Annotated in this window: 15 protein-coding genes and 1 other RNA gene; 5 read left to right on the top strand and 11 right to left on the bottom strand. The window is 71.0% G+C overall.

Annotation, left to right across the window (positions count from 1 at the left end):
- Nucleotides 1-21: 21 nt before the first annotated feature.
- From AB4Z14_RS13525 to AB4Z14_RS13560, 8 genes are all read right to left on the bottom strand, one after another.
- A complete protein-coding gene (locus AB4Z14_RS13525) occupies nt 22-1,869 on the bottom strand; it encodes a bifunctional metallophosphatase/5'-nucleotidase (RefSeq protein ID WP_442275627.1) in 1,848 nt (615 codons plus the stop codon).
- A gap of 136 nt (nt 1,870-2,005) precedes the next feature.
- Entirely contained in the window at nt 2,006-3,766 is a 1,761-nt protein-coding gene (locus AB4Z14_RS13530; protein ID WP_442275628.1) for a DEAD/DEAH box helicase, read from the bottom strand.
- A gap of 126 nt (nt 3,767-3,892) precedes the next feature.
- Nucleotides 3,893-4,861, bottom strand: a complete 969-nt coding sequence (locus AB4Z14_RS13535; RefSeq protein ID WP_442275629.1) for a zinc metalloprotease — start codon at nt 4,859-4,861, stop codon at nt 3,893-3,895.
- 156 nt (nt 4,862-5,017) lie between these two features.
- The gene (locus AB4Z14_RS13540) at nt 5,018-5,344 is read right to left on the bottom strand and encodes a DUF3039 domain-containing protein (RefSeq protein WP_056775799.1); all 327 of its coding nucleotides are present in this window, start codon (nt 5,342-5,344) and stop codon (nt 5,018-5,020) included.
- A complete protein-coding gene (locus tag AB4Z14_RS13545) occupies nt 5,341-6,144 on the bottom strand; it encodes a glutamate racemase (RefSeq protein WP_442275630.1) in 804 nt (267 codons plus the stop codon). Before AB4Z14_RS13545 ends, AB4Z14_RS13540 begins: the two co-directional genes overlap by 4 nt.
- A 49-nt stretch (nt 6,145-6,193) precedes the next feature.
- Nucleotides 6,194-6,754, bottom strand: coding sequence for a YqgE/AlgH family protein (locus tag AB4Z14_RS13550; protein ID WP_442275631.1), 561 nt, complete (start codon nt 6,752-6,754; stop codon nt 6,194-6,196).
- 28 nt (nt 6,755-6,782) lie between these two features.
- Nucleotides 6,783-9,179 (bottom strand): DEAD/DEAH box helicase, encoded by a 2,397-nt coding sequence (locus AB4Z14_RS13555; protein ID WP_442275632.1) that lies wholly within the window; start codon nt 9,177-9,179, stop codon nt 6,783-6,785.
- Nucleotides 9,180-9,470: 291 nt separating this feature from the next.
- Complete coding sequence (locus tag AB4Z14_RS13560) at nt 9,471-9,839, bottom strand: VanZ family protein (RefSeq protein WP_442275633.1); 369 nt, start codon at nt 9,837-9,839, stop codon at nt 9,471-9,473.
- Between the two features lie 72 nt (nt 9,840-9,911).
- On the opposite strand from AB4Z14_RS13560, the gene AB4Z14_RS13565 reads away from it, so the two are divergent.
- From AB4Z14_RS13565 to AB4Z14_RS13575, 3 genes are all read left to right on the top strand, one after another.
- Entirely contained in the window at nt 9,912-10,532 is a 621-nt protein-coding gene (locus tag AB4Z14_RS13565; protein ID WP_442275634.1) for an SIMPL domain-containing protein, read from the top strand.
- Nucleotides 10,533-10,571: 39 nt separating this feature from the next.
- Nucleotides 10,572-10,964 (top strand): thioredoxin, encoded by a 393-nt coding sequence (gene trxA / locus AB4Z14_RS13570; protein ID WP_442275635.1) that lies wholly within the window; start codon nt 10,572-10,574, stop codon nt 10,962-10,964.
- 180 nt (nt 10,965-11,144) lie between these two features.
- Nucleotides 11,145-11,480 carry a DUF4333 domain-containing protein gene (locus AB4Z14_RS13575; RefSeq protein WP_442275636.1) on the top strand — a complete coding sequence of 112 codons (336 nt, stop codon included), beginning with the start codon at nt 11,145-11,147 and terminating at the stop codon, nt 11,478-11,480.
- A 136-nt stretch (nt 11,481-11,616) separates the two neighbouring features.
- Here the strand turns inward: AB4Z14_RS13575 and ssrA are convergent.
- Nucleotides 11,617-11,983, bottom strand: a transfer-messenger RNA (tmRNA) gene (gene ssrA, locus AB4Z14_RS13580).
- Nucleotides 11,984-12,196: 213 nt separating this feature from the next.
- On the opposite strand from ssrA, the gene AB4Z14_RS13585 reads away from it, so the two are divergent.
- Nucleotides 12,197-15,571, top strand: coding sequence for a pyruvate carboxylase (locus tag AB4Z14_RS13585; RefSeq protein WP_442275637.1), 3,375 nt, complete (start codon nt 12,197-12,199; stop codon nt 15,569-15,571).
- A 20-nt stretch (nt 15,572-15,591) separates the two neighbouring features.
- On the opposite strand, the gene AB4Z14_RS13590 is transcribed toward AB4Z14_RS13585, so the two are convergent.
- Complete coding sequence (locus AB4Z14_RS13590) at nt 15,592-16,434, bottom strand: winged helix-turn-helix transcriptional regulator (protein WP_442275638.1); 843 nt, start codon at nt 16,432-16,434, stop codon at nt 15,592-15,594.
- 53 nt (nt 16,435-16,487) lie between these two features.
- Here AB4Z14_RS13590 and AB4Z14_RS13595 point away from each other — a divergent pair, with 53 nt between their 5' ends.
- A complete protein-coding gene (locus AB4Z14_RS13595; RefSeq protein WP_442275639.1) occupies nt 16,488-17,669 on the top strand; it encodes an MFS transporter in 1,182 nt (393 codons plus the stop codon).
- Between the two features lie 58 nt (nt 17,670-17,727).
- Here the strand turns inward: AB4Z14_RS13595 and AB4Z14_RS13600 are convergent, their stop codons facing one another.
- Nucleotides 17,728-19,701 carry a DUF2207 domain-containing protein gene (locus tag AB4Z14_RS13600; RefSeq protein WP_442275640.1) on the bottom strand — a complete coding sequence of 658 codons (1,974 nt, stop codon included), beginning with the start codon at nt 19,699-19,701 and terminating at the stop codon, nt 17,728-17,730.
- Between the last annotated feature and the right edge of the window lie 68 nt (nt 19,702-19,769).

A 19,769-nucleotide genomic window follows, 5' to 3' on the forward strand; every position in this document is an offset into this window, starting at 1 on the left:
ATCCCGGCCGGGCCCGCGACGTCAGGGCGTGACGGTGATCGGGCTCCCGTTGGTGACGAGCTTCCAGTCGATGCTCGAGAAGGCCGCCGGGTCGATGACCTTGTTGGCGGTCGCCCAGTCGATGAGCAGCTGGCGGATCTCGATCTGACGGTTGTAGACGACCGGGGCGGCCACGACGCCCGGGAAGTTGCCGCCTCCCGACTGGCGGTAGTTGTTGATCGCGACGACGAAGCGCGCGTCCGGCGCCACCGGGCTGCCGGCATACGCGAGGTTCACGATCCGCGAGCCGACCGCCTTGGCGAGGTCGATGTCGTAGGTGAGGTCGGCGTCGAGCCCACCCATGACGTCGTAGTTGTAGTCGGGGGTCGCGTTGGCGTTGGTGATCGTGTCGGCGGCGACCGGGCCCGTCGTCGTGCAGGGCTTGAAGTACTCCGCGCTCTTCTCGAGGTACGCCTTGACCTGGGCTCCGGTGAGGACGATGCCGAGGAGGGTGTTGTCGTAGATGTAGAGGCCTGCCACGTCGCGGATCGTCACGTCGCCGGCCGGGATCGCGGCGAGCTTGTTGAACGGCGCGGCGATCGACAGCACCGGCAGGGACGCCTCGGGCGTGCCCGCGAGCGCCTTCTTGACCGCGTCGGCCTGGACGTAGTTGATGAAGTCGATCGCGGCGGTGTCCTCGTAGCGCGACGTCGACGCCGACATGGCCTGCGTGCACGTGCCGATGACGCCGTTGACGTAGGTCAGCACCTTCTGGTGGGCGGCTGCGACGGCGCCGGTCACGGCGGGGTCCTCGGGCGCGACGTTGGAGTTGTAGAGCGTCGCCTCGGAGTGGACGACCTGCCACTGGCCGCGCACCTTCTGGACGTCGATCGACATCCGCGTCACGCGCATGCCCCAGTAGTAGGGCTCGGAGAGGAGGACCTTCTTGCCGGTCTGCGCGTTCGTGACGTAGCGCTGCGGGATCTCGAGGTGGGCGTGGCCGACGAGGACGGCGTCGATGCCGGGGACCTGCTCGGCGAGCAGCGCGCTCGCGTTCTCGACGTAGGGCAGCGCGTCGCCCCACGACGACTTGCCGCTGTCGCCGGAGTGGCACGCGACGATGACGACGTCGGCCCCGGCGGCCTTGAGGCGGGGCACCATGACCTTCGCCTGCTCGATGATGCCGGGGAACTTCACCTTGCCCTCGACGTTGGCCTTGTCCCAGATCGCGACGCCGGGCGTCACGAGGCCGAGGATGCCGACCTTGATCGCCTTGGTGTCGGGCAGCTTGACCGTCTTGATGACCCACGGCTTGAAGACCGGGGCACCGGTGTTCCAGTCGACGGAGTTGGCCGACAGGAGCGGGAAGTTCAGCTGCTTCTCGAAGGCGCGCAACGTGTCGAGTCCGTAGTTGTACTCGTGGTTGCCGAGCGCGGCGGCGGCGTAGCCGACCTGGTTCATCGCCGCGGCCATGGGGTGCGTCGAACCGCCGGTGATGGGGTCGATCTTGGCGTAGTAGTACGCGAGCGGCGTGCCCTGGATCGTGTCGCCGGCGTCGATCGTCAGGGTGCGCTCTGCGCCGACCTCGGCCCGGATCGCCTTGATGATCGAGGAGGCCTTGGCCACGCCGATGTCGTTGGCCTTGGCGTCGGTGTACTCGGCGTTCTTGAAGTAGTCCCAGTTGTAGACGTTGCCGTGCAGGTCGGTCGTGCCGAGCACGGTCAGCCGGACGACCTCGCCGTTGGTGCCCGCGCCGGGCGCGGCAGCGGCCTCGGCGGGCGCGGCCGAACGCACGGCCGCGAGGCCCGCGCCGCCGACGGCAGCGAGGGCCAGCAGCTGGCGACGGGTGGTGGAGGATCCGAGGAGGTCAGGGGTGGGGTCGGTGCTCATGTCGTCCTTCGCTGTCAGGTGCTCGATCGGAGCAGTCCCGGTACACGGTGCGCGGCTCGCCCCCGAGGCGCAGTGCACGACCATAGCCGGACACTTCCGCCCATAGGCCGACAGCACCGGTCGGTTTCGTGAACCCTCAGCGTCGGCCGACGAGCCAGAGCCGGATCTTGTCGATGCGCTCGGTGACCTGCTCGGTCGAGGCGGCCGCGAGGTCGGGTCCGCCACAGACACGCCGGAGGTCCATGTGGACGTTGGCGTGCGGCAGCCCCTTCTGACGGGCGTACGTCGAGACGAGCGTGTTGAGCTCCTTGCGCTGTGCAGCGAGGGCCCGGTGGGCGGCGACGGGCATGGGGGCGGTGGCGCCCTGGGGGGCCTTCTTGACCTGACGGCTCTGCCGCTCGCGGAGCAGCGCCGACACCTGGTCGGGCTCGAGCAGGCCCGGCAGGCCGAGGTACTCCTCCTCGTCCTCCGACCCGATCTGGGCGTGCATGCCCCACTGCTGCTTGTCGAAGAGCACGTGGTCGAAGTGGGCGTCGGACTCGAGCGCCTCGAAGGCGCCCTCGTCGAGGGCCCCGCTCGCCCTGTCGGCGCGGTTGGCCTCGTCGAGCAGGCTCTGCTCCTCGGCCCACATCTGGCCGATGTCGTCGGGGTTGGGCTTGCGGTCGAGGGCGTGGTCGCGCTGCTCCTCGAGCCGCGCGGCGTGGTCGAGGACCACGGGCACCGAGGGCAGGAAGACCGACGCGGTCTCACCCCGCCGGCGGGCGCGGACGAATCGTCCGACGGCCTGGGCGAAGAAGAGCGGCGTCGAGGTGGACGTCGCGTAGACCCCGACCGCGAGGCGCGGCACGTCGACGCCCTCGGACACCATGCGGACGGCCACCATCCAGCGTTCGTCGCTCGCGCCGAAGTCCTCGATGCGCTTGCTCGCGCCGAGGTCGTCGGAGAGGACGACCGTCGGGGCCTCGCCGGTCAGCGAGCGGAGGATGGCGGCATACGCCCTCGCCTGGGTCTGGTTGGACGCGATGACGAGGCCACCGGCGTCCTCGACGTGACGGCGCACCTCGGTGAGGCGGCGGTCGGCAGCGGCGAGGACGGCGGGGATCCACTCGCCCTTGGGGTCGAGCGCCGTGCGCCACGCGTGGGCGACGAAGTCCTTCGTCATCGGCTCGCCGAGGCGCGCCTCGAGCTCGTCGCCCGCCTTGGTGCGCCAGCGCATGCTGCCGCCGTAGGCCATGAAGAGGACGGGTCGCACGACGCCGTCGCGCAGTGCCTCGGCGTAGCCGTAGGTGTAGTCGCTCGAGCTGACGAGGGTGCCCTCGGCGTCGAGCTCGTACGTGACGAACGGGATCGGCGAGGTGTCGGAGCGGAAGGGCGTGCCGGTCAGCGAGAGCCGACGGGTCGCGGGCTCGAAGGCCTCGCGGATGCCGTCGCCCCAGCTCTTCGCGTCACCGCCGTGGTGCACCTCGTCGAGGATGACGAGGGTCGAGCGTGACGTCGTCAGCTCGCGGTGCAGCGACGGGCGCGAGGCGACCTGCGCGTAGGTCACGGCTACACCGTGGTAGTCGTCGCTGTGCCGGCCGATGCTGTTGCTGAACTTCGGGTCGAGACTGATGCCGACGCGTGCGGCGGCGTCGGCCCACTGGGTCTTGAGGTGCTCGGTGGGGGCCACGACGGTGACGCGCGAGACGATGCCAGCGCTCAGCAGCTCGGTGGCCACGCGCAGGGCGTACGTCGTCTTGCCGGCGCCCGGTGTGGCGACCGCGAGGAAGTCACGCGGCGCCTTGCCGAGATAGAGGTCGAGGGCCTCCTGCTGCCACGCTCGCAGCTTGCTGGCGGTACCCCACGCAGCCCGCTCTGGGAAGGCGGGTGGGAGGTGGAAGGCGGCCCCTGAACTCATAGAGAGGCCACCGTAACGAATCCCCGAGGACGACATGCCGAGGCCCCGCCTTGCGGGCGGGGCCTCGGCCTGGATGGTATGCCGCTCAGTCGGTTTCGCGACGTCGAGCAGCAGGCGCGCTGGTGGTCACCGACCGGCGCGGTACGCCGTCCACTGGGCCTGCATGCGCGAGACCTGGCCCGCCGTGAAGGTGTTCATGCAGGAGTCGTACGTGTAGTCCATGAAGTTCTTGATCGGGTCGAGGCCGGGGCTCGTGCACGTGTCGCGGCCGGTCGGGCACTCGTAGGCGGCGCTGGCCTCGGCGGGTGTGTCGCCGACGTAGTCGCCGTTGCCGTTACAGCCGCCCTGGAAGGTGTGGTAGAGCCCGACCCAGTGGCCGACCTCGTGGGTGGCCGTGTCGCCCTGGTTGTAGTTCGTCGCGCTGCCGCCGGGCAGGGAGGCCGTGAGGATGACGACGCCGTCCATGGCGTCGTACGTGCTCTTCGGGAAGGTCGCCCAGCCGAGCAGCCCCTGGCCGATGTTGGCCGAGTAGAGGTTGAGGTCGGCCATCGTGCCCTTGCGGAGCGTCGTCTTCATGCTCTTCTCGGCCGCTGAGCCGGGCGTCACGGTGTACCAGGACGAGTTGCTCGTCGAGTCGGAGCCGGCGAGGCTGAAGCTGAGTCCGGTCCCCGAGTAGGCGTTGTTGAGGACGCTGATCTGGCTGCTGATCGCGCTGCCGCTGACGGCGCCCTGGGTGCCGTTGGTGATGGTGTGCCAGTAGACCTTGACCGTCGTGGGGGCGAAGGTGCTGCCCGTGCCCGGCTTGCCCTTCTGGCCCTCCCTGACGACCTTGCCCGACGAGTCCCGGGTCAGGCCCTTGGCCTCGAGCGCCTTCGTCAGGGCGGCCTCGTTGGCGCGCACCTGTGCGTCGGTCAGCTCGTGCGGGTCCTTGGCGGTGCCATGGGTGCCACGGGCTCCGACCGCGCCCACGGCCGCCGGGTCGAGACACGCGGCGCTGCCGTGCCCCTCCATCACGGGTGCGGCCTGCGCCGGCGCGCCTAGGGACGCTGCGGCGAGTGCGAGCGGTGCCGCGAGCATCAGGGAGCGAAGCTTCATGGGGTGACCTTTCTCGTCCGACACGACACCCGATCGGGCGACGATCCCAGCGACTGTAGGTACGCGACAGTCAGTGGCGGAGCCGGGGCGAGTAAAGAACCCTTAAGGAAAGCCCCTCGGTCGGGCGGTGTGGTCAGGCACCCGCGGACGCGTCGCTCAGGACTGTCCGCCGCCGCCCTGGTCGCCGTCGCCGCCGTCCTGGGGGTCGCGAAGACCTTCGTAGATCTCCTTGCAGACCGGGCAGACCGGGAACTTCTGGGGGTCGCGGCCCGGGACCCAGATCTTGCCGCAGAGGGCCACGACGGGCTCACCCGACAGCGCGCTCTCGAGGATCTTCTCCTTGCGCACGTAGTGCGAGAAGCGCTCGTGGTCACCGGGCTCCTGGAGCTCCTCGCGGACCTCCTCACGCTCGATCGTGGCCGTGCTCGTGCGCCGCAGCGGCTCGGGCTCGGGCTCGAACGGGTCGGGAGGCATCGTGCTCATGACGAGAGTGTATGCCGCCCTGCCGCCCCCCGGAGGAGCCGCTCCCCCGCGGGATAAGCCCCCCACGACGCCGGGAGCGCACCGGGTCGGCCGCTCAGCAGCACCGCCTCGACGCCGGCCTCCGGGGCGTCCGGCGCCGGCTCGAGGCCGAGGCGCCGCAGGGTCTGGCGGGCCACCGCGACGGGAGAGTCGTGGATCGTCACGCCGTCCCCGAGGGCCGCGACGATCCGGTCGACGACGAGCCCGTAGTGGGTGCACCCGAGGACGAGCGAACGCACGCCCGCGGGGGTCTGCGACGCGGCATACGCGATGCAGGCGTCGACCGCGTCGGGGTCACCGGACTCGATGGCCTCGGCGAGTCCCAGGGCTGCGACGGCATACGTCTCGACGTCGGCGGCGAAGGCGTCGACGAGGCCCCTGAGGTAGTCGCTCGACGTCGTGGCAGCCGTGGCCCACACGGCGACCGGCCCTCCCCCGGCGGCCGCCGGGCGGATGGCCGGCACCGTGCCGATGACGGGGACGGCCGGCTCGAGCTCGGCGCGGAGGGCGCCGAGCCCGTGCACCGAGGCGGTGTTGCACGCGACGACGATCGCGGCCGGCTCGTGGGGAAGGGTGGCGCGCGCCGAGGCGAGGATCAGTCGCTGGACCTCGGCGGGCGTGCGCGGGCCGTAGGGCATGTTGTCCGGGTCGAGCGACAGCACGAGCCCGAGGTCGGGCCGCAGCGCGTGGAGGGCGTCGGCGTACCCGAGGAGCCCGAGACCGCTGTCGACGAAGGCAACTCGCCTGGTCGACCTCGGCATCCCGGGATGCTCCTCGGTGTCGGGCCGCACGGGCCCCGTGGCGGCCACGTCAGTTCATCGACGGGTCGTCGGGGAAGTTCGCGACGTACGCAAGGCTGTCGCGCTGGCGTCGGAGCACCTCACGCCACAGCCCCTCCGGCCGCGGCGTGAAGGCGTCGCGCACCTCCGCGTCGACGACGTACCAGTCGCCGCGCACCACCTCGTTCTCGAGCTGGCCGGACTCCCACCCGGAGTAGCCGGCGAAGATCCGCAGCCCCGCCAGCTCGGCCGCGACGACAGGGGTCGGCACGTCGAGGTCGACGAGGCCGATCGAGCCGAAGAGGCGCTTGACCCCGAGCGGCTCCGGCTCGTCGCCCGGCACCGTGACGAGCCCCAGCGCCGACGACGTCGACACCGGCCCGCCCTGGAAGAGGACGTGCGGGGCGGTCACGACACGCTGCCAGCCCGGCAGCACCGAGTCCACCTCGGCCGACAGGGGCTTGTTGAGCACGACGCCCTGGGCGCCGCCGTCGTCGTGGTGGAGCATGAGGATGACGGACCGATGGAACACGTCACCCCCGACGGACGGCGTCGCCACGAGGAGGCGGCCGGTGTGGAACGTCGAGCTCACGGGCCCAGCCTTCCACACCGGCGACTGCTCAGAAGCGCGCGCCCCGCTGACCACGGCGGTCGTCGTCGCCCCAGCGGGACACGAGACCGTCACCGCGGTCGGTGCGACGGCCTCGACGGTCCTCGGAACGACCGCCACCGTGCTGCGGACGCGAGCCGCTGCGCTGGACCTGGCGCGGACCGCGCGGCCCGGCCGGCCCACGACGGTGCGCCTTGGGACCGGCGATGAGGCGCTGGAACTCGTCCTCGGCGATCGCGACACCGCTCGGGGTCGTCGCACCGGTCGCCGCGATGATCGCGTCGCCGGGCGTGGCCCGCACGGGCGAGATCTCGAGACCGGCGTCCTTGAGCTGACGCTCCATCGTCCGACGCTGGTGCGGCAGGGCGAGGGTCACGACGGTGCCCTTGTCGCCGGCGCGAGCCGTACGACCGGAGCGGTGGAGGTAGTCCTTGTGGTCGGCCGGCGGGTCGACCTGCAGGACGACCGAGACGTCGTCGACGTGGATGCCGCGGGCCGCGACGTCGGTCGCGACGAGCACCGGGAGGGTGCCGTCACGGAACGCGCCGAGCACGCGGTTGCGCTGGCCCTGGTTGAGGCCACCGTGGAGCGCGGCCGCCATGACACCCTGCTCGCGCAGCTGGAGCGCGATGCGGTCGGCGCCGAGCTTGGTGCGACAGAACACGACGGTGCGGCCCTCGCGGTTGGCGACCTCGGCCGTGATGACCTTCTTGTGCTGCGGGTCGATGAGCAGGACGTGGTGGTCCATGCCCTCGACCGACGCGGTGGCGTCGTTCGTCGAGTGCGTCACCGGGTCGGTGAGGTACTTCTCGACGAGCGCGTCGATGCCGCGGTCGAGCGTCGCCGAGAAGAGGAGGCGCTGGCCGTCGGACGGGATCTTGTCGAGGCTCGTCGTGATCTCGGCCATGAAGCCCATCTCGGCCATGTGGTCGGCCTCGTCGAGCACGGTGATCGCGATGTCGTCCATCTCGACGGCGCCACGCTCGAGCAGGTCGTTGAGACGGCCCGGCGTCGCGATGAGGATGTCGACGCCCTTGTTGAGCGCGTTGATCTGCGTCGTGTAGCTGAGGCCACCGGCGACGAGCTTGTGGCGCAGGCCGGCGACGTGCACGAGCGGCTCGAGCGCGTCGGAGATCTGCATCGCGAGCTCGCGCGTCGGCGTCAGGATGAGGGCGTGCGGCTTGCGCGGGCGACGCTTGAGGTCGGCCTCGAGCAGCCGGGCGATGAGCGGCAGGCCGAAGGCAAGGGTCTTGCCCGAGCCGGTCTGGCCGCGGCCGAGGACGTCCTTGCCGGCCAGCGCGTCGGGGATCGTCGCGGTCTGGATCGGGAACGGCGAGGTGATGCCCTCCCGGGCGAGGCGCTCGACGAGCCGCTCGGGCAGGCCGAGAGCGGCGAAGCCGTTGTCGGCGGCGACGTCGACGGGTCCGTCGGACACGTCCGCGCGGGTCGACTTGGTCCAGGTGTCGGCGTCCATGCGCTCGGCCTCGGCGTCGTCGAAGCTCACGGGAGCCCGGTCGGCGGAACGGTCGGCGAAGCGGTCGGCGCCACGGTCGTCGCGGCGCTCGAAGCGCGGGCGGTCCTCGCGGCGCTGGAAGCCACCACGGTCGCCACCACGGTCATCGCGGCGCTCGAACGACGGGCGGTCCTCACGGCGCTGGTAACCGCCACGGTCGTCGCGGTCGCCACGGGGCCGGTCGAACGACGGGCGGTCCTCGCGACGCTGGAAGCCGCGGTCACCGCGGTCGTCACGACGCTGGTAACCGCCACGGTCGTCGCGGTCGCCACGGGGACGGTCGAACGACGGACGGTCCTCGCGACGCTGGAAACCACGGTCGTCACGACGCTGGTAACCGCCACGGTCGTCGCGGTCGCCACGGGGACGGTCGAACGACGGACGGTCCTCGCGACGCTGGAAACCGCGGTCACCACGGTCGTCACGACGCTGGTAACCGCCACGGTCGTCGCGACGCTCGAAGCTCGGGCGGTCGTCACGACGCTGGTATCCGCCACGCTCGTCGCGACGCTCGAAGCTCGGGCGGTCGTCACGACGCTGGTATCCGCCACGCTCGTCGCGACGCTCGAAGCTCGGGCGGTCCTCGCGACGCTGGAAACCACGGTCGTCGCGGCGCTGGTAGCCACCACGGTAATCGCGGCGGTCATCGCGGCGGTCATCGCGGCGGTCGTCGCGGCGGTCCGAGGAACGGTGCTCGTCACGCGGGGCTCGCCACTCGCGGCCACCGACGTGCGAGGAGCCCGACGATGCCGGGCGGGAGGTCCTGGGCCCGGAGAAGGAACCGGAGGACTTCTGTCCACCCTGTCCGCGGTGCGGCTTCTTGGTCGCGGCGGCCTTCTTCTCGGTGGACCAGCGGGCCTTCTTGGGCGCGCCGGAGGAGGTGTGCTTGGGCATTGCGTATTCAACTCTCTTGACTCGATGCAGACTTCGCCTCGAGCCGTGAGTCACACCACGACCATGCAGACGAGCCTCAGGCGCAGGAATCTCTGCGCCCCATGTGTACCGGTCCCCGGCATCTGTGCCGTCCGGTGTTCGGATCCGCTCCGCGTCGGTGCCGGGCCGCGCCGTCTGCGCTGTCTTCCGGTAGGGGTGTCACCTCGTCGGACGAGCCTGCCCGCCGGGCATCCCCGGCGCCATCTCTTCCGTCGTGATCCGAGGAGACCTCGGAGTCGGATGCCGCCAAGTCTACCAGCGACGCAGCCGGGCCCCGACCACGAGCACGGCCGCCCCGAGCGCCACGCCGACGAGGTCGACCACCGCGTCCCACACGTCGCCGGAGCGCCCGGGGAGCAGGAAGTGCTGCACCAGCTCGCTCACCGGCGCATGGATCGCGAAGATGACGACCGCGGTGCGCACGGAACGCAGGGCCCGCCCCACGGCATACGTCGGCACGGCGAAGACGAGAAGGTGCACGACCTTGTCGGTCCAGCTCACCGGGCCCTCGACGGTGACGACGGGCCAGTAGAGGACGAGCAGCTGCGTCACGACGGCCGCGACCGCCAGGCCGACGACGCGGCGCGAGGTGGGGGCGGACCGTCGCGGGAGGCTCGTCATGGCACCGCAGTCTAGGTAGGTTGCGACGAGGGCCCCGACCCGCTCCGCGAGGGCCGCGACGAGAGGAACCCCATGGGCAAGCGCACGGTCACCGTCAACGGCGCCGGGAGGGCCGCCGTCTCCCCCGACGTCGTGCGCCTCGACCTGCGGGTCGGGCACGACGCCGACGACGTCGCGGCGGCCCTCGCCGGGGCGGCCGAGGGCATCACGAAGGTCGGGGCGGTCGTGCGCGACCACGACGTGGCCGACGCCGACATCCGCACCCTCGACGCGGGCGTCAACCAGCGTTGGGACAACACCGGTGTCCCGGTCGGCTTCACGGCCCAGCAGCGGCTCGCCGTCACCGTGCGCCGGCTCGAGTCGGTCGGCGAGATCCTCGAGGCCGCCGCGTCAGCCGTGGGCAACGCCCTGCTCGTCGACCAGGTGCGACTCGACGTGTCCGACCGCAGCGAGGGACTGCGGCGCGCCCGGGAGGCAGCCTTCGCCGACGCCCACGACAAGGCGCAGCAGTATGCCGCCCTCTCCGGCGCCGAGCTCGGCGCAGTCCTCGGGGTGGCCGAGGCGGGCGCCATCCCGGTCCAGCGCCGCGAGATGAATCTCATGGCGGCCTCGATGGACGCCGGCGGCATGCCCGTCGAGGGCGGTGACCTCGACCTCGGGGCCTCCGTCACCGTCACGTGGGAACTGCGCTGAGGGCGGAATACCCGTCACACACCGATCGTTGGGAGAGACATGGCTACCACTGACCTGACCGCGCAGTCCTTCGAGAAGACCGTTCTCGACAACGACATCGTCCTGGTCGACTTCTGGGCGTCCTGGTGCGGCCCGTGTCGACAGTTCGCCCCGGTCTACGACGCCGCCTCGCAGAGCGGTGACAACGAGGGCATCGTGTTCGGCAAGGTCGACACCGAGGCCGAGCAGTCCCTTGCGTCGGCGGCGAACATCACCTCGATCCCCACCCTGATGGCCTTCAAGGAGGGCGTGCTCGTCTTCGCCCAGCCCGGTGCGCTGCCGCAGTCCGCGCTCCAGGACGTCATCGAGCAGGTCAAGAACCTCGACATGGCCCCGATCAAGGAGCAGATGGCGGCCGAGGCGGCCGGCGCCCCCAGCACCGACCCGGCCTGACGCAACGCCTCGCCGGCGACATGCTCCCCAGGCGAAATGGTCGACTGACACGTCGGCCGTTTCGCTTCGTCCGCGGCGCCCGATGCCGATACTGATCGGAGAGGGCATCGCCGGTGAGGCGGAGCCAAAGAGGCGGAGGTGCGCATGCGCATGCGAACCGTTGTCTACGCTCGCCGTGGCGTGGTGGCAGGTCTGGCGGTGATGGCTCTGGGGGGCTGCACCCAGGGCATCCCGGCGGCGCCACCGACCGTCACGCAGACGGTGACGCCACCACCGTCGATCATCGAGTTCAACCCGGCCACGAGTGGCAAGATGTTGGCGGCCCGCATCGCTGCCACCGCGAAGGCCAGGCGCCCTGCCGACAAGATCGGGGCCATCAGCTGTGCGAACTTCCCCGACCTCAAGGTCGGAACGCACACGGACTGCCACCTGACGATCAACGGCGTGAGGGTGGGCGTGCGCGCGACGTTCACCCAGCGCGACGGACACTACGTGCTCGCGCGCATCAAGTCCTAGACGGGACACCACACTCGCAGCGACCCGCCGCTCGTACCGAGCCCGGTACACGGACGGCATACACGAAGAGGGCGTCCCGCGACGGGACGCCCTCCTCGTGCTTGTCAGCGACAACGTGACGTGGCCACCACGTGAGTGGTGGAGGTGGCGGGAATTGAACCCGCGTCCGATGACGAGAAACCAGGGCTTCTCCGGGTGCAGTGCGCTATGGCTTTTCTCGGCCCCAGGGCTCGCACGCACGCGTCCCCTGACAGGCCCAGTTGAGTAAGAGTCCCGTGCAGCCCCCCAACATGACTGCACAGCAAGTTTCCTAGCTGATGCCAGACACTGAGTCGGAAACTAGCTCAGGCTGACAGACTTCGAGGCTCGCTCAGGCGGCGAGGGCGAAGTCGGTGCGCTTGGAATTGGCACCTATGGTTTTGCAAGGAGCGTTTACGAGATAACCCTGCATCCTCGACCCGCTTCCCCTGACATGTCGACCACCGTCGAAACCGATCACCCCCATGAGGGGTGTCCACGTCACGCTGTTCACTTGTCAAGCTGCTCTGCGCTCCACCGGGGTGGAGTCCACAGTATGCAGGAGGAACGCTCGGGCGGTCCAAGCCATTCCCGTCTCGGATGGGAACACCCCTCTCGGGAGCGACACGCCCGCCACTAGGCTGCCGACCGTGGTCGACGCGGACCACACCCGTCGCCCCCGGCACCCTGGAGGTCCGATGTTCCGCAAGGTTCTCGTCGCCAACCGAGGCGAGATCGCCGTCCGAGCCTTCCGGGCCGCCACCGAGCTCGGCGCCCGCACGGTCGCCGTCTTCCCCTACGAGGACCGCAAGAGCGAGCACCGGCTCAAGGCCGACGAGGCCTACCAGATCGGCGACGAGGGCCACCCGGTCCGCGCCTACCTCGACCACGAGGCCATCGTCGCCCAGGCCGTCGAGGCCGGGGCCGACGCGATCTACCCCGGCTACGGCTTCCTGTCGGAGAACCCCCTTCTCGCCGAGGCGTGCGACGCCGCCGGCATCACGTTCATCGGTCCCCCGGCCTCGGTGCTGCACCTCACGGGCAACAAGGCCCGCGCCATCGCCGCCGCGCGTGACGCCGGCCTGCCGACGCTGCGCGGCTCCGAGCCCGGCACCGACCTCGACACTCTCGAGGCCGCGGCCGAGGACATCGGCTTTCCCGTCTTCGTCAAGGCGGTCAGCGGTGGCGGCGGTCGGGGCATGCGGCGCGTCGAGGGCCGAGAGGGCCTGCGCGACGCGCTCGAGGCCGCCCAGCGCGAGGCCGAGTCGGCGTTCGGTGACCCGACGCTCTACCTCGAGGAGGCCGTGGTCAACCCGCGCCACATCGAGGTCCAGGTGCTCGCCGACAGCACGGGCGAGGTCGTCCACCTCTACGAGCGCGACTGTTCGCTCCAGCGCCGCCACCAGAAGGTCGTCGAGATCGCGCCGGCGCCCAACCTCGACGCGGCGACGCGCGAGAGCATGTGCGCCGACGCCGTCGAGTTCGCGCGCTCGATCGGCTACGTCAACGCCGGGACGGTCGAGTTCCTCCTCGGCGAGGACGGGCGCTACGTCTTCATCGAGATGAACCCGCGCATCCAGGTCGAGCACACGGTGACCGAGGAGGTCACCGACATCGACCTCGTCGTCATGCAGATGCAGATCGCGTCGGGCGACACCTTCGCGTCGATGGGCCTGCGCCAGGACGACATCCGCACCAAGGGCTTCGCGATGCAGTGCCGGATCACGACGGAGGACCCGGCCAACGGCTTCCGCCCCGACGCAGGCACCATCACCGTCTACCGCTCGGCCGGCGGCAGCGGCGTGCGCCTCGACGGCGGGACCGTCTTCGTCGGTGCCGAGATCAGCGCCCACTTCGACTCGATGCTCGTCAAGCTCACCTGCCGTGGGATGACCTTCCCGATCGCCGTGCGCCGGGCCCAGCGCGCCCTGGCGGAGTTCCGCATCCGCGGGGTCTCGACCAACATCCCCTTCCTCGAGGCGGTCCTCAGCGACCCGGTCTTCCAGAAGGGCCTGGCCACGACCTCGTTCATCGACCAGCGTCCCGAGCTGCTCTCCGCGCGGATCAGCGCCGACCGCGCGACGAAGCTGCTCAGCTACCTCGCCGACGTCACCGTCAACCAGCCCAACGGCCCGGTCACGACGCGGATCCGCCCCCGCACCAAGCTTCCCCAGCTCCCCGACGCGCCCCTGCCGCCCGGTGCCCGCGACCGTCTCGTCGCCGCCGGCCCGGCGGCCTTCGCGCGAGCGCTGCGCGAGGCGAACGACGTCGCCGTCACCGACACGACGTTCCGCGACGCACACCAGTCGCTCCTCGCGACCCGCATGCGCACCCGCGACCTGCTTCACGTCGCCAAGCACGTCTCGCACCTGACGCCGCAGCTGCTCTCGATGGAGGCGTGGGGCGGCGCGACCTACGACGTCGCGCTGCGCTTCCTCGCCGAGGACCCGTGGGAGCGGCTCGCCGCGCTGCGTGAGGCCATGCCCAACATCCCGCTGCAGATGCTGCTGCGCGGGCGCAACACGGTCGGCTACACCCCCTACCCGACGGCCGTGACCGACGCCTTCGTGCGCGAGGCCGCGTCGACGGGCGTCGACATCTTCCGCATCTTCGACTCGCTCAACGACGTGTCGCAGATGCGCCCGGCCGTCGAAGCGGTGCTCGAGACGAACACCGCGGTCGCCGAGGTGGCGCTCTGCTACACGGGCAACCTGATGAGCCCCGGCGAGAAGCTCTACACGCTCGACTACTACCTCCACCTCGCCGAGCAGATCGTCGACACCGGCGCCCACGTGCTCGCCATCAAGGACATGGCCGGGCTGCTCCGCGCGCCGGCCGCGGCGCGGCTGGTCCGCGCGCTGCGCGAACGCTTCGACCTGCCGGTGCACCTGCACACGCACGACACCGCGGGCGGCCAGATCGGCACGCTCCTCGCCGCCATCGACGCCGGGGTCGACGCCGTCGACGCCGCCACGGCGACGATGGCCGGCACGACGAGCCAGCCATCGCTCTCGGCCCTCGTCGCGGCAACCGACGACACCGACCGCCCGACGGGGCTCGACATCGAGAACGTCTTCGCGCTCGAGCCCTACTGGGAGGCCGTCCGTCACCTCTACCGGCCCTTCGAGTCGGGACTCGACTCCCCTACCGGCCGGGTCTACTTCCACGAGATCCCCGGCGGCCAGCTGAGCAACCTCCGGCAGCAGGCGATCGCCCTCGGTCTCGGCGACCGCTTCGAGGCGATCGAGGACATGTATGCCGCGGCGAACCGGATCCTCGGCAACGTCGTCAAGGTGACGCCGAGCTCCAAGGTCGTCGGCGACCTCGCGCTCGCGCTCGTCGGCGCCGGCGCCGACCCGCAGGACTTCGAGGACGACCCCCAGCGCTTCGACATCCCGGACTCGGTCATCGGCTTCCTCAACGGCGAGCTCGGCGACCCTCCCGGTGGGTGGCCAGAGCCCTTCCGCACCAAGGCGCTGGCCGGCCGCCAGTCCAAGCCGCGCCTCACCGAGCTGACGCCGGAGCAGGAGCAGGCTCTCGTCGAGGCCCCGCGACGCACCCTCAACGAGCTGCTCTTCCCCGGACCGACGAAAGAGTTCGAGAGCTCGCGCGAGTCCTACGGCGACCTGTCGGTGCTCGGCACCGTCGAGTTCCTGCACGGCCTCGAGGCAGGCGAGGAGTACGAGGTCGAGATCGAGCCGGGCAAGCGGCTCATCCTCGGGGTCCAGTCGATCGGCGAGGCCGACTCCAAGGGGATGCGCACCGTCATGTGCACCCTCAACGGGCAGTTCCGACCCATCACCGTCCGCGACCGCTCGGTCGAGGCAGACGTCAAATCCGCCGAGAAGGCCGACGCGGGGGTCACGGGCCAGGTCGCCGCGCCCTTCGCCGGTGTCGTCACCCTCGCAGTGTCCGAGGGTGACACCGTCGAGGCCGGCGGCGTCGTCGCGACGATCGAGGCCATGAAGATGGAGGCCAACATCACGAGCCCCACCGGAGGCACCGTCTCGCGGGTCGCCATCGGCGCGCACCAGCAGGTCGAGGGTGGCGACCTGCTCGTCGTCATCGGCTGACATCAGCCGCGTCAGCCGCGTCAGCCGCGTCCGAGTCCACGCACGAGGCCCAGCGCCTCCTCGACCGACCCCGTGACGTCGGGGATCGGGAAGAGGGTGGCGCGCACGACACGGTCCCGGTCGACGACGAGTGTCTGGCGCTTGAGCCGGGTCGTGCCGCCCGCACGGAAGGTCGGCAGGCGCAGCGCGGTCGTCAGCTCGAGGTCGGCGTCCGAGAGCAGGGGGAAGCGGATGCCGTTCGCCGCAGCGAACGCGGCCTGCTCTCCCGGTCGCTGGGTCGAGACCCCGACAACCGAGGCCCCGAGGTCGGTGAACTCGCCGAGCCGGTCGCGGTACGTGCACGACTCGAGCGTGCAGCCGATGCCACCAGGGATCTCGTCGGCCCCGGGGAACGCGTTGCCGGGGTAGCAGTAGACCACCGTGAACGGCACATCGGTGACGGGGTCCAGGGCGTGCAGGCGCGGGATCGCCTGTCCGACGAGGCTGCTCACCCGCTTGACCTCGTTGGAGTCGGCGGCGGCACCGGCATCGGGGCTGCCGTCGCCGAGCAGCCACGTGTCCCCGAACTCCTGCAGGGCAGCGAGGACCGGGAGCGCCCCGCGGCCGAGGGCGGTGAGGACGTACTCGTGCCGCGGCGGACGGTCGGAGTAGCCGCGGCGCTCGAGGACGCCGTCTGAGACGAGGGCGTCGAGACGCTGCGCGAGGACCTTGCGCGAGATCCCCGTCTCGGTGACGAGCTGGTCGAAACGGGTGCATCCGCCGGCGACGTCGCGCAGGACGAGCAGGCTCCACGGGTCACCGAGGACGCCCACGGCGTGGGCGATGCCGCACGGGTCGGCGGCGCTCGCGTGTCGCCTGGTCATGGCCTCATCCTAACTGAGTTCCTAAAAGAGACTCACTATGGTCTGATGTTCGGGTGCGCGACCTCCGTGACCTCCCGAGCGTCGTCTGGGTGCTGGCCGCCGGGCGCTTCGTCAGCTCGGCCAGCGCCTTCCTCATGCTCTTCCTCGTGCTCTACCTCACCGGACCGCGGGGGCTGGGCGTCGTGCCGGCGGGCATCATCGCCGGCTCGAACGGTGTCGGCGCGCTCCTCGGGAACGTCACGGGTGGCCGGTTCGGCGACCGCTACGGCCACCGTCGGGTCCTGCTCCTCACGGCCAGCGTGGTCGGCGTCCTCACCGCCCTCATCCCGTGGCAGCCGGTGTGGCTGCTCGCCGTGACGATGCCGGTGACGGGCTACCTGGGCGCCGTCGCGTCCCTCGGGCAGGGTGCGCTCGCGGCACTCGCCGTGCCGGCCGGGTCACGCCGGTCGTCGGTCGCCGTGAGCCGCGCAGCCTCCAACGCGGGCTTCGTCATCGGCCCTCCCGTCGGCGCCCTGCTCGCCACGCACGGCTACGACACGCTCTTCGTGCTCGACGGCGTCCTCACCCTCGTGCTGCGCCACGTCACGTCGCGCTTCCTGCCCGACGAGGCGCCGGTGGCCGCGGAGCCCGACGCCCCGGCCGGCTTCTGGCGGACGGTCCGGGCCGACCGGTCGCTCCTGCTGCTCCTCCCGGGCGTCGTGCTCGTCGACCTCGTCTACCGCCAGCTCTACTCGACCCTCCCCCTGCACCTGCGCGACCACGGGCAGCCGCTCGCGCTCTACACGCTCCTCGTCGCGATCGGGTCGGGGCTCATCCTCGCGCTCGAGATCCCCGTGGCCCTGTGGCTCCGAGACCGACCGGCGATTCCCATCATCGCGACCGGATACGCCCTCGTGGCAGTCGGTTTCGTCATCTTCGGGCTCACGTGGATGGGCGTCACGGCCGCAGCCGTCGTCGCCATGGTGGTGCTCACCGCCGGCGAGATCCTCTACAAGACGACGGCCACCGCGCACGTCCTCGACGCGGCGCCCGCCCATCTCGTCGGCCAGTACCAGGGCCTCTACACCGGCGCCGCCACGAGCGGGACGATGCTCTCCGCCCCGCTGGGCGGGATGGTGTATGCCGTCGCGCCCGGTCTGCTGTGGCCGCTCTGTGGCGTCGTGGCCGGCGTGGGAGCCCTGCTCGCCCTCGCGTCGCGACGACCGTCCCGAGACGCTGAGCCGGCGTCGTCGTAGCGACGGCGTGTGTCACCGGGACCTTCCCCCGCACCGAAGGTCACATCGGTCGTGCGGGCTACCAGGAGCCGGAGGACGACCCGCCGCCACCGCCGCCGGAGAAGCCACCGCCGCCGGAGAAGCCGGACGATCCCGACGAGCCCGGCGTCGAGGTGAAGGTGCCCGTCGATGTCGTCGAGAAGGAGTCGACACCGTCGGCGATGCTCGTGAAGTCGGGGAAGGCGTTGCCGCTCCAGACGTACCACGTCGGCATCACGAGAGGCTGGTTGGCGGCCTCGGCCGCCTTCGCGACGTCGGCGAACGTGCTGGCCCACCGGTCCGCGACACCGAAGACGACGGCATACGGCAGGTAGCGGCTGAAGATGTTGGACGCCTCCTCGAACTCGATCTGCCCGGCCTCGGCGGTCGTGAGGTACTCCTTGAAGCCGAGGGACTGGGCGAGCACGGCCGAGCCCTCGGCGGTCTTGGCGGCCATCCGCCCGCCGAGGAACCAGACGATGAGGCCGGCGACGACGAGACCGATGCCGAGGGCGACCCCGCCACCGAAGCTGCCGCCGAGGATCGCGCTGATCGCGGGTCGGCCGTAGAAGAGCATGAGTCCGCCGAGCACGGCGATGACGAGACCGAGGCCCTGCCACGCGCCGCGCTGGGTCTGGGGCGAGGAGCGGAACCATCCCCGTGTCACGACCTCCTCGTACATCCCGGACTGGATGCGCTTGAGGGTGCTCGCGAAGGTGTTCTTCAGCTCCGAGAGACGCACGACGTCGCCCCGGCTGGAGAAGATGCCGTCGAGCAGCTGGCGCTCGTAGGGCAGCAGTCGCTCGTCGGCTGGGGGCGCGAGCCGGCTCAGCGTCCAATCGGTGCGGCTGAAGGCTCCCCCGCCGTCGCTCTCCTCGATCCGGATGAAGCCGCGCACCGCGAGGTCGATGACCGTGGCCGAGACGTCGATCGGGTTGGCGGTCTCGTCGATGATCGTGCCGACCATGCCCGGCTGCACGCCCTTCGGCGGCTGGAACTGGACGGCGACGGGGGACGACCCGCCGCGCACCGTGGCGGCACTCGGGGTCCCGTCGCCCGCCGCGCCGGTGCCGTACGCCGGCGAGAGGCCCGGCGTGAGGTCGGCGTAGCGCTCGTCCCGACCGCGGCTCCAGACGAGGGCACCCATCACGGCCAGTGCCAGCACCGGAGCGCCGATCGCGCCGGCCCAGGCGGCGGCGTTGGCAGCCGGGGCCGCGTCGGAACCGATCGAGGACGCCGAGTCACCCTGTCGGACGTCGGGGCGCACGTCGCCGAAGGCCGAGGCCGGGTAGGAGGCGAGCACCGACATGGCATCGCCCGCGGTCAGCCCGGTCGCCGAGAACCGGGCCGGATCGCCCTTCGTCGCCTCGCAGGGGGTGTCCGACCGGTTGACGCCCTGGTAGCAGGCCACCTCGGTCGGCGTCGCGGGCGCCTTGACGGTGATCGACACGCGGTCACGCACGGTGGTCTCGTTGGTCCCGAAGACGTTGTAGTAGAGCTCGACGGTGTCGGCCGTGCTCGAGTCGGCGGCTGGCTTGCCGTCGGCGGTGATCGGGTTGAGCACGTCGTGCAGCGTGTAGCTGATGGTGTAGACCTGCGTGCCGCTGGTGTACTCATCGGCGGAGCCGATCCGGATCTCCTTGGCCGCACCGTTGTCGGTGACGCGAAAGGCGTCGGGCGCGCCGCTCGGGCTCGACACCGCGACGTCCGTCAGGTCGTAGTAGCGGTAGCGGTTCTCCTCGCCGTTCCAGCCCATCCGCACCACGACGTCGCGGAAGATGCCGTGCTTCTGCTCGCCGCTCGGGAAGCGCCACGTGATGGTCTCGGTGACCTTCATGCTGCCGTCGGGCTGCACGTCGTAGACCGCGGCGAAGGAGTCCATGCCCTCGTCGCCGGCGGCCTGCGCGGCGGCCGGTACGAGCAGGAACAGCGCGGCTGCCAGGAGCAGACCCAGCACGCCGAGTCGGCGGCCGCGCGTCACGCTCGATCGGGTCGGTCCGGTCGGTCCAGCCATCGGAGTGCCTCCACGTCGTTGGTCCCTTGCATCCTGACACCGGACGCTGCGCCGGGTCGCGCGGTTCC

Source organism: Terrabacter sp. 2TAF16, assembly GCF_052115065.1.
In the GTDB taxonomy this organism is placed as follows: Bacteria; Actinomycetota; Actinomycetes; order Actinomycetales; family Dermatophilaceae; genus Terrabacter.

What these genes read in the sequence shown, in the direction of transcription:
- AB4Z14_RS13525 (WP_442275627.1), bottom strand. Translation starts at nt 1,869, where the DNA reads ATGAGCACCGACCCCACCCCTGACCTCCTCGGATCCTCCACCACCCGT.
- AB4Z14_RS13530 (WP_442275628.1), bottom strand. Translation starts at nt 3,766, where the DNA reads ATGAGTTCAGGGGCCGCCTTCCACCTCCCACCCGCCTTCCCAGAGCGG.
- AB4Z14_RS13535 (WP_442275629.1), bottom strand. Translation starts at nt 4,861, where the DNA reads ATGAAGCTTCGCTCCCTGATGCTCGCGGCACCGCTCGCACTCGCCGCA.
- AB4Z14_RS13540 (WP_056775799.1), bottom strand. Translation starts at nt 5,344, where the DNA reads ATGAGCACGATGCCTCCCGACCCGTTCGAGCCCGAGCCCGAGCCGCTG.
- AB4Z14_RS13545 (WP_442275630.1), bottom strand. Translation starts at nt 6,144, where the DNA reads ATGCCGAGGTCGACCAGGCGAGTTGCCTTCGTCGACAGCGGTCTCGGG.
- AB4Z14_RS13555 (WP_442275632.1), bottom strand. Translation starts at nt 9,179, where the DNA reads ATGCCCAAGCACACCTCCTCCGGCGCGCCCAAGAAGGCCCGCTGGTCC.
- AB4Z14_RS13560 (WP_442275633.1), bottom strand. Translation starts at nt 9,839, where the DNA reads ATGACGAGCCTCCCGCGACGGTCCGCCCCCACCTCGCGCCGCGTCGTC.
- AB4Z14_RS13565 (WP_442275634.1), top strand. Translation starts at nt 9,912, where the DNA reads ATGGGCAAGCGCACGGTCACCGTCAACGGCGCCGGGAGGGCCGCCGTC.
- trxA (WP_442275635.1), top strand. Translation starts at nt 10,572, where the DNA reads ATGGCTACCACTGACCTGACCGCGCAGTCCTTCGAGAAGACCGTTCTC.
- AB4Z14_RS13585 (WP_442275637.1), top strand. Translation starts at nt 12,197, where the DNA reads ATGTTCCGCAAGGTTCTCGTCGCCAACCGAGGCGAGATCGCCGTCCGA.
- AB4Z14_RS13590 (WP_442275638.1), bottom strand. Translation starts at nt 16,434, where the DNA reads ATGACCAGGCGACACGCGAGCGCCGCCGACCCGTGCGGCATCGCCCAC.
- AB4Z14_RS13600 (WP_442275640.1), bottom strand. Translation starts at nt 19,701, where the DNA reads ATGGCTGGACCGACCGGACCGACCCGATCGAGCGTGACGCGCGGCCGC.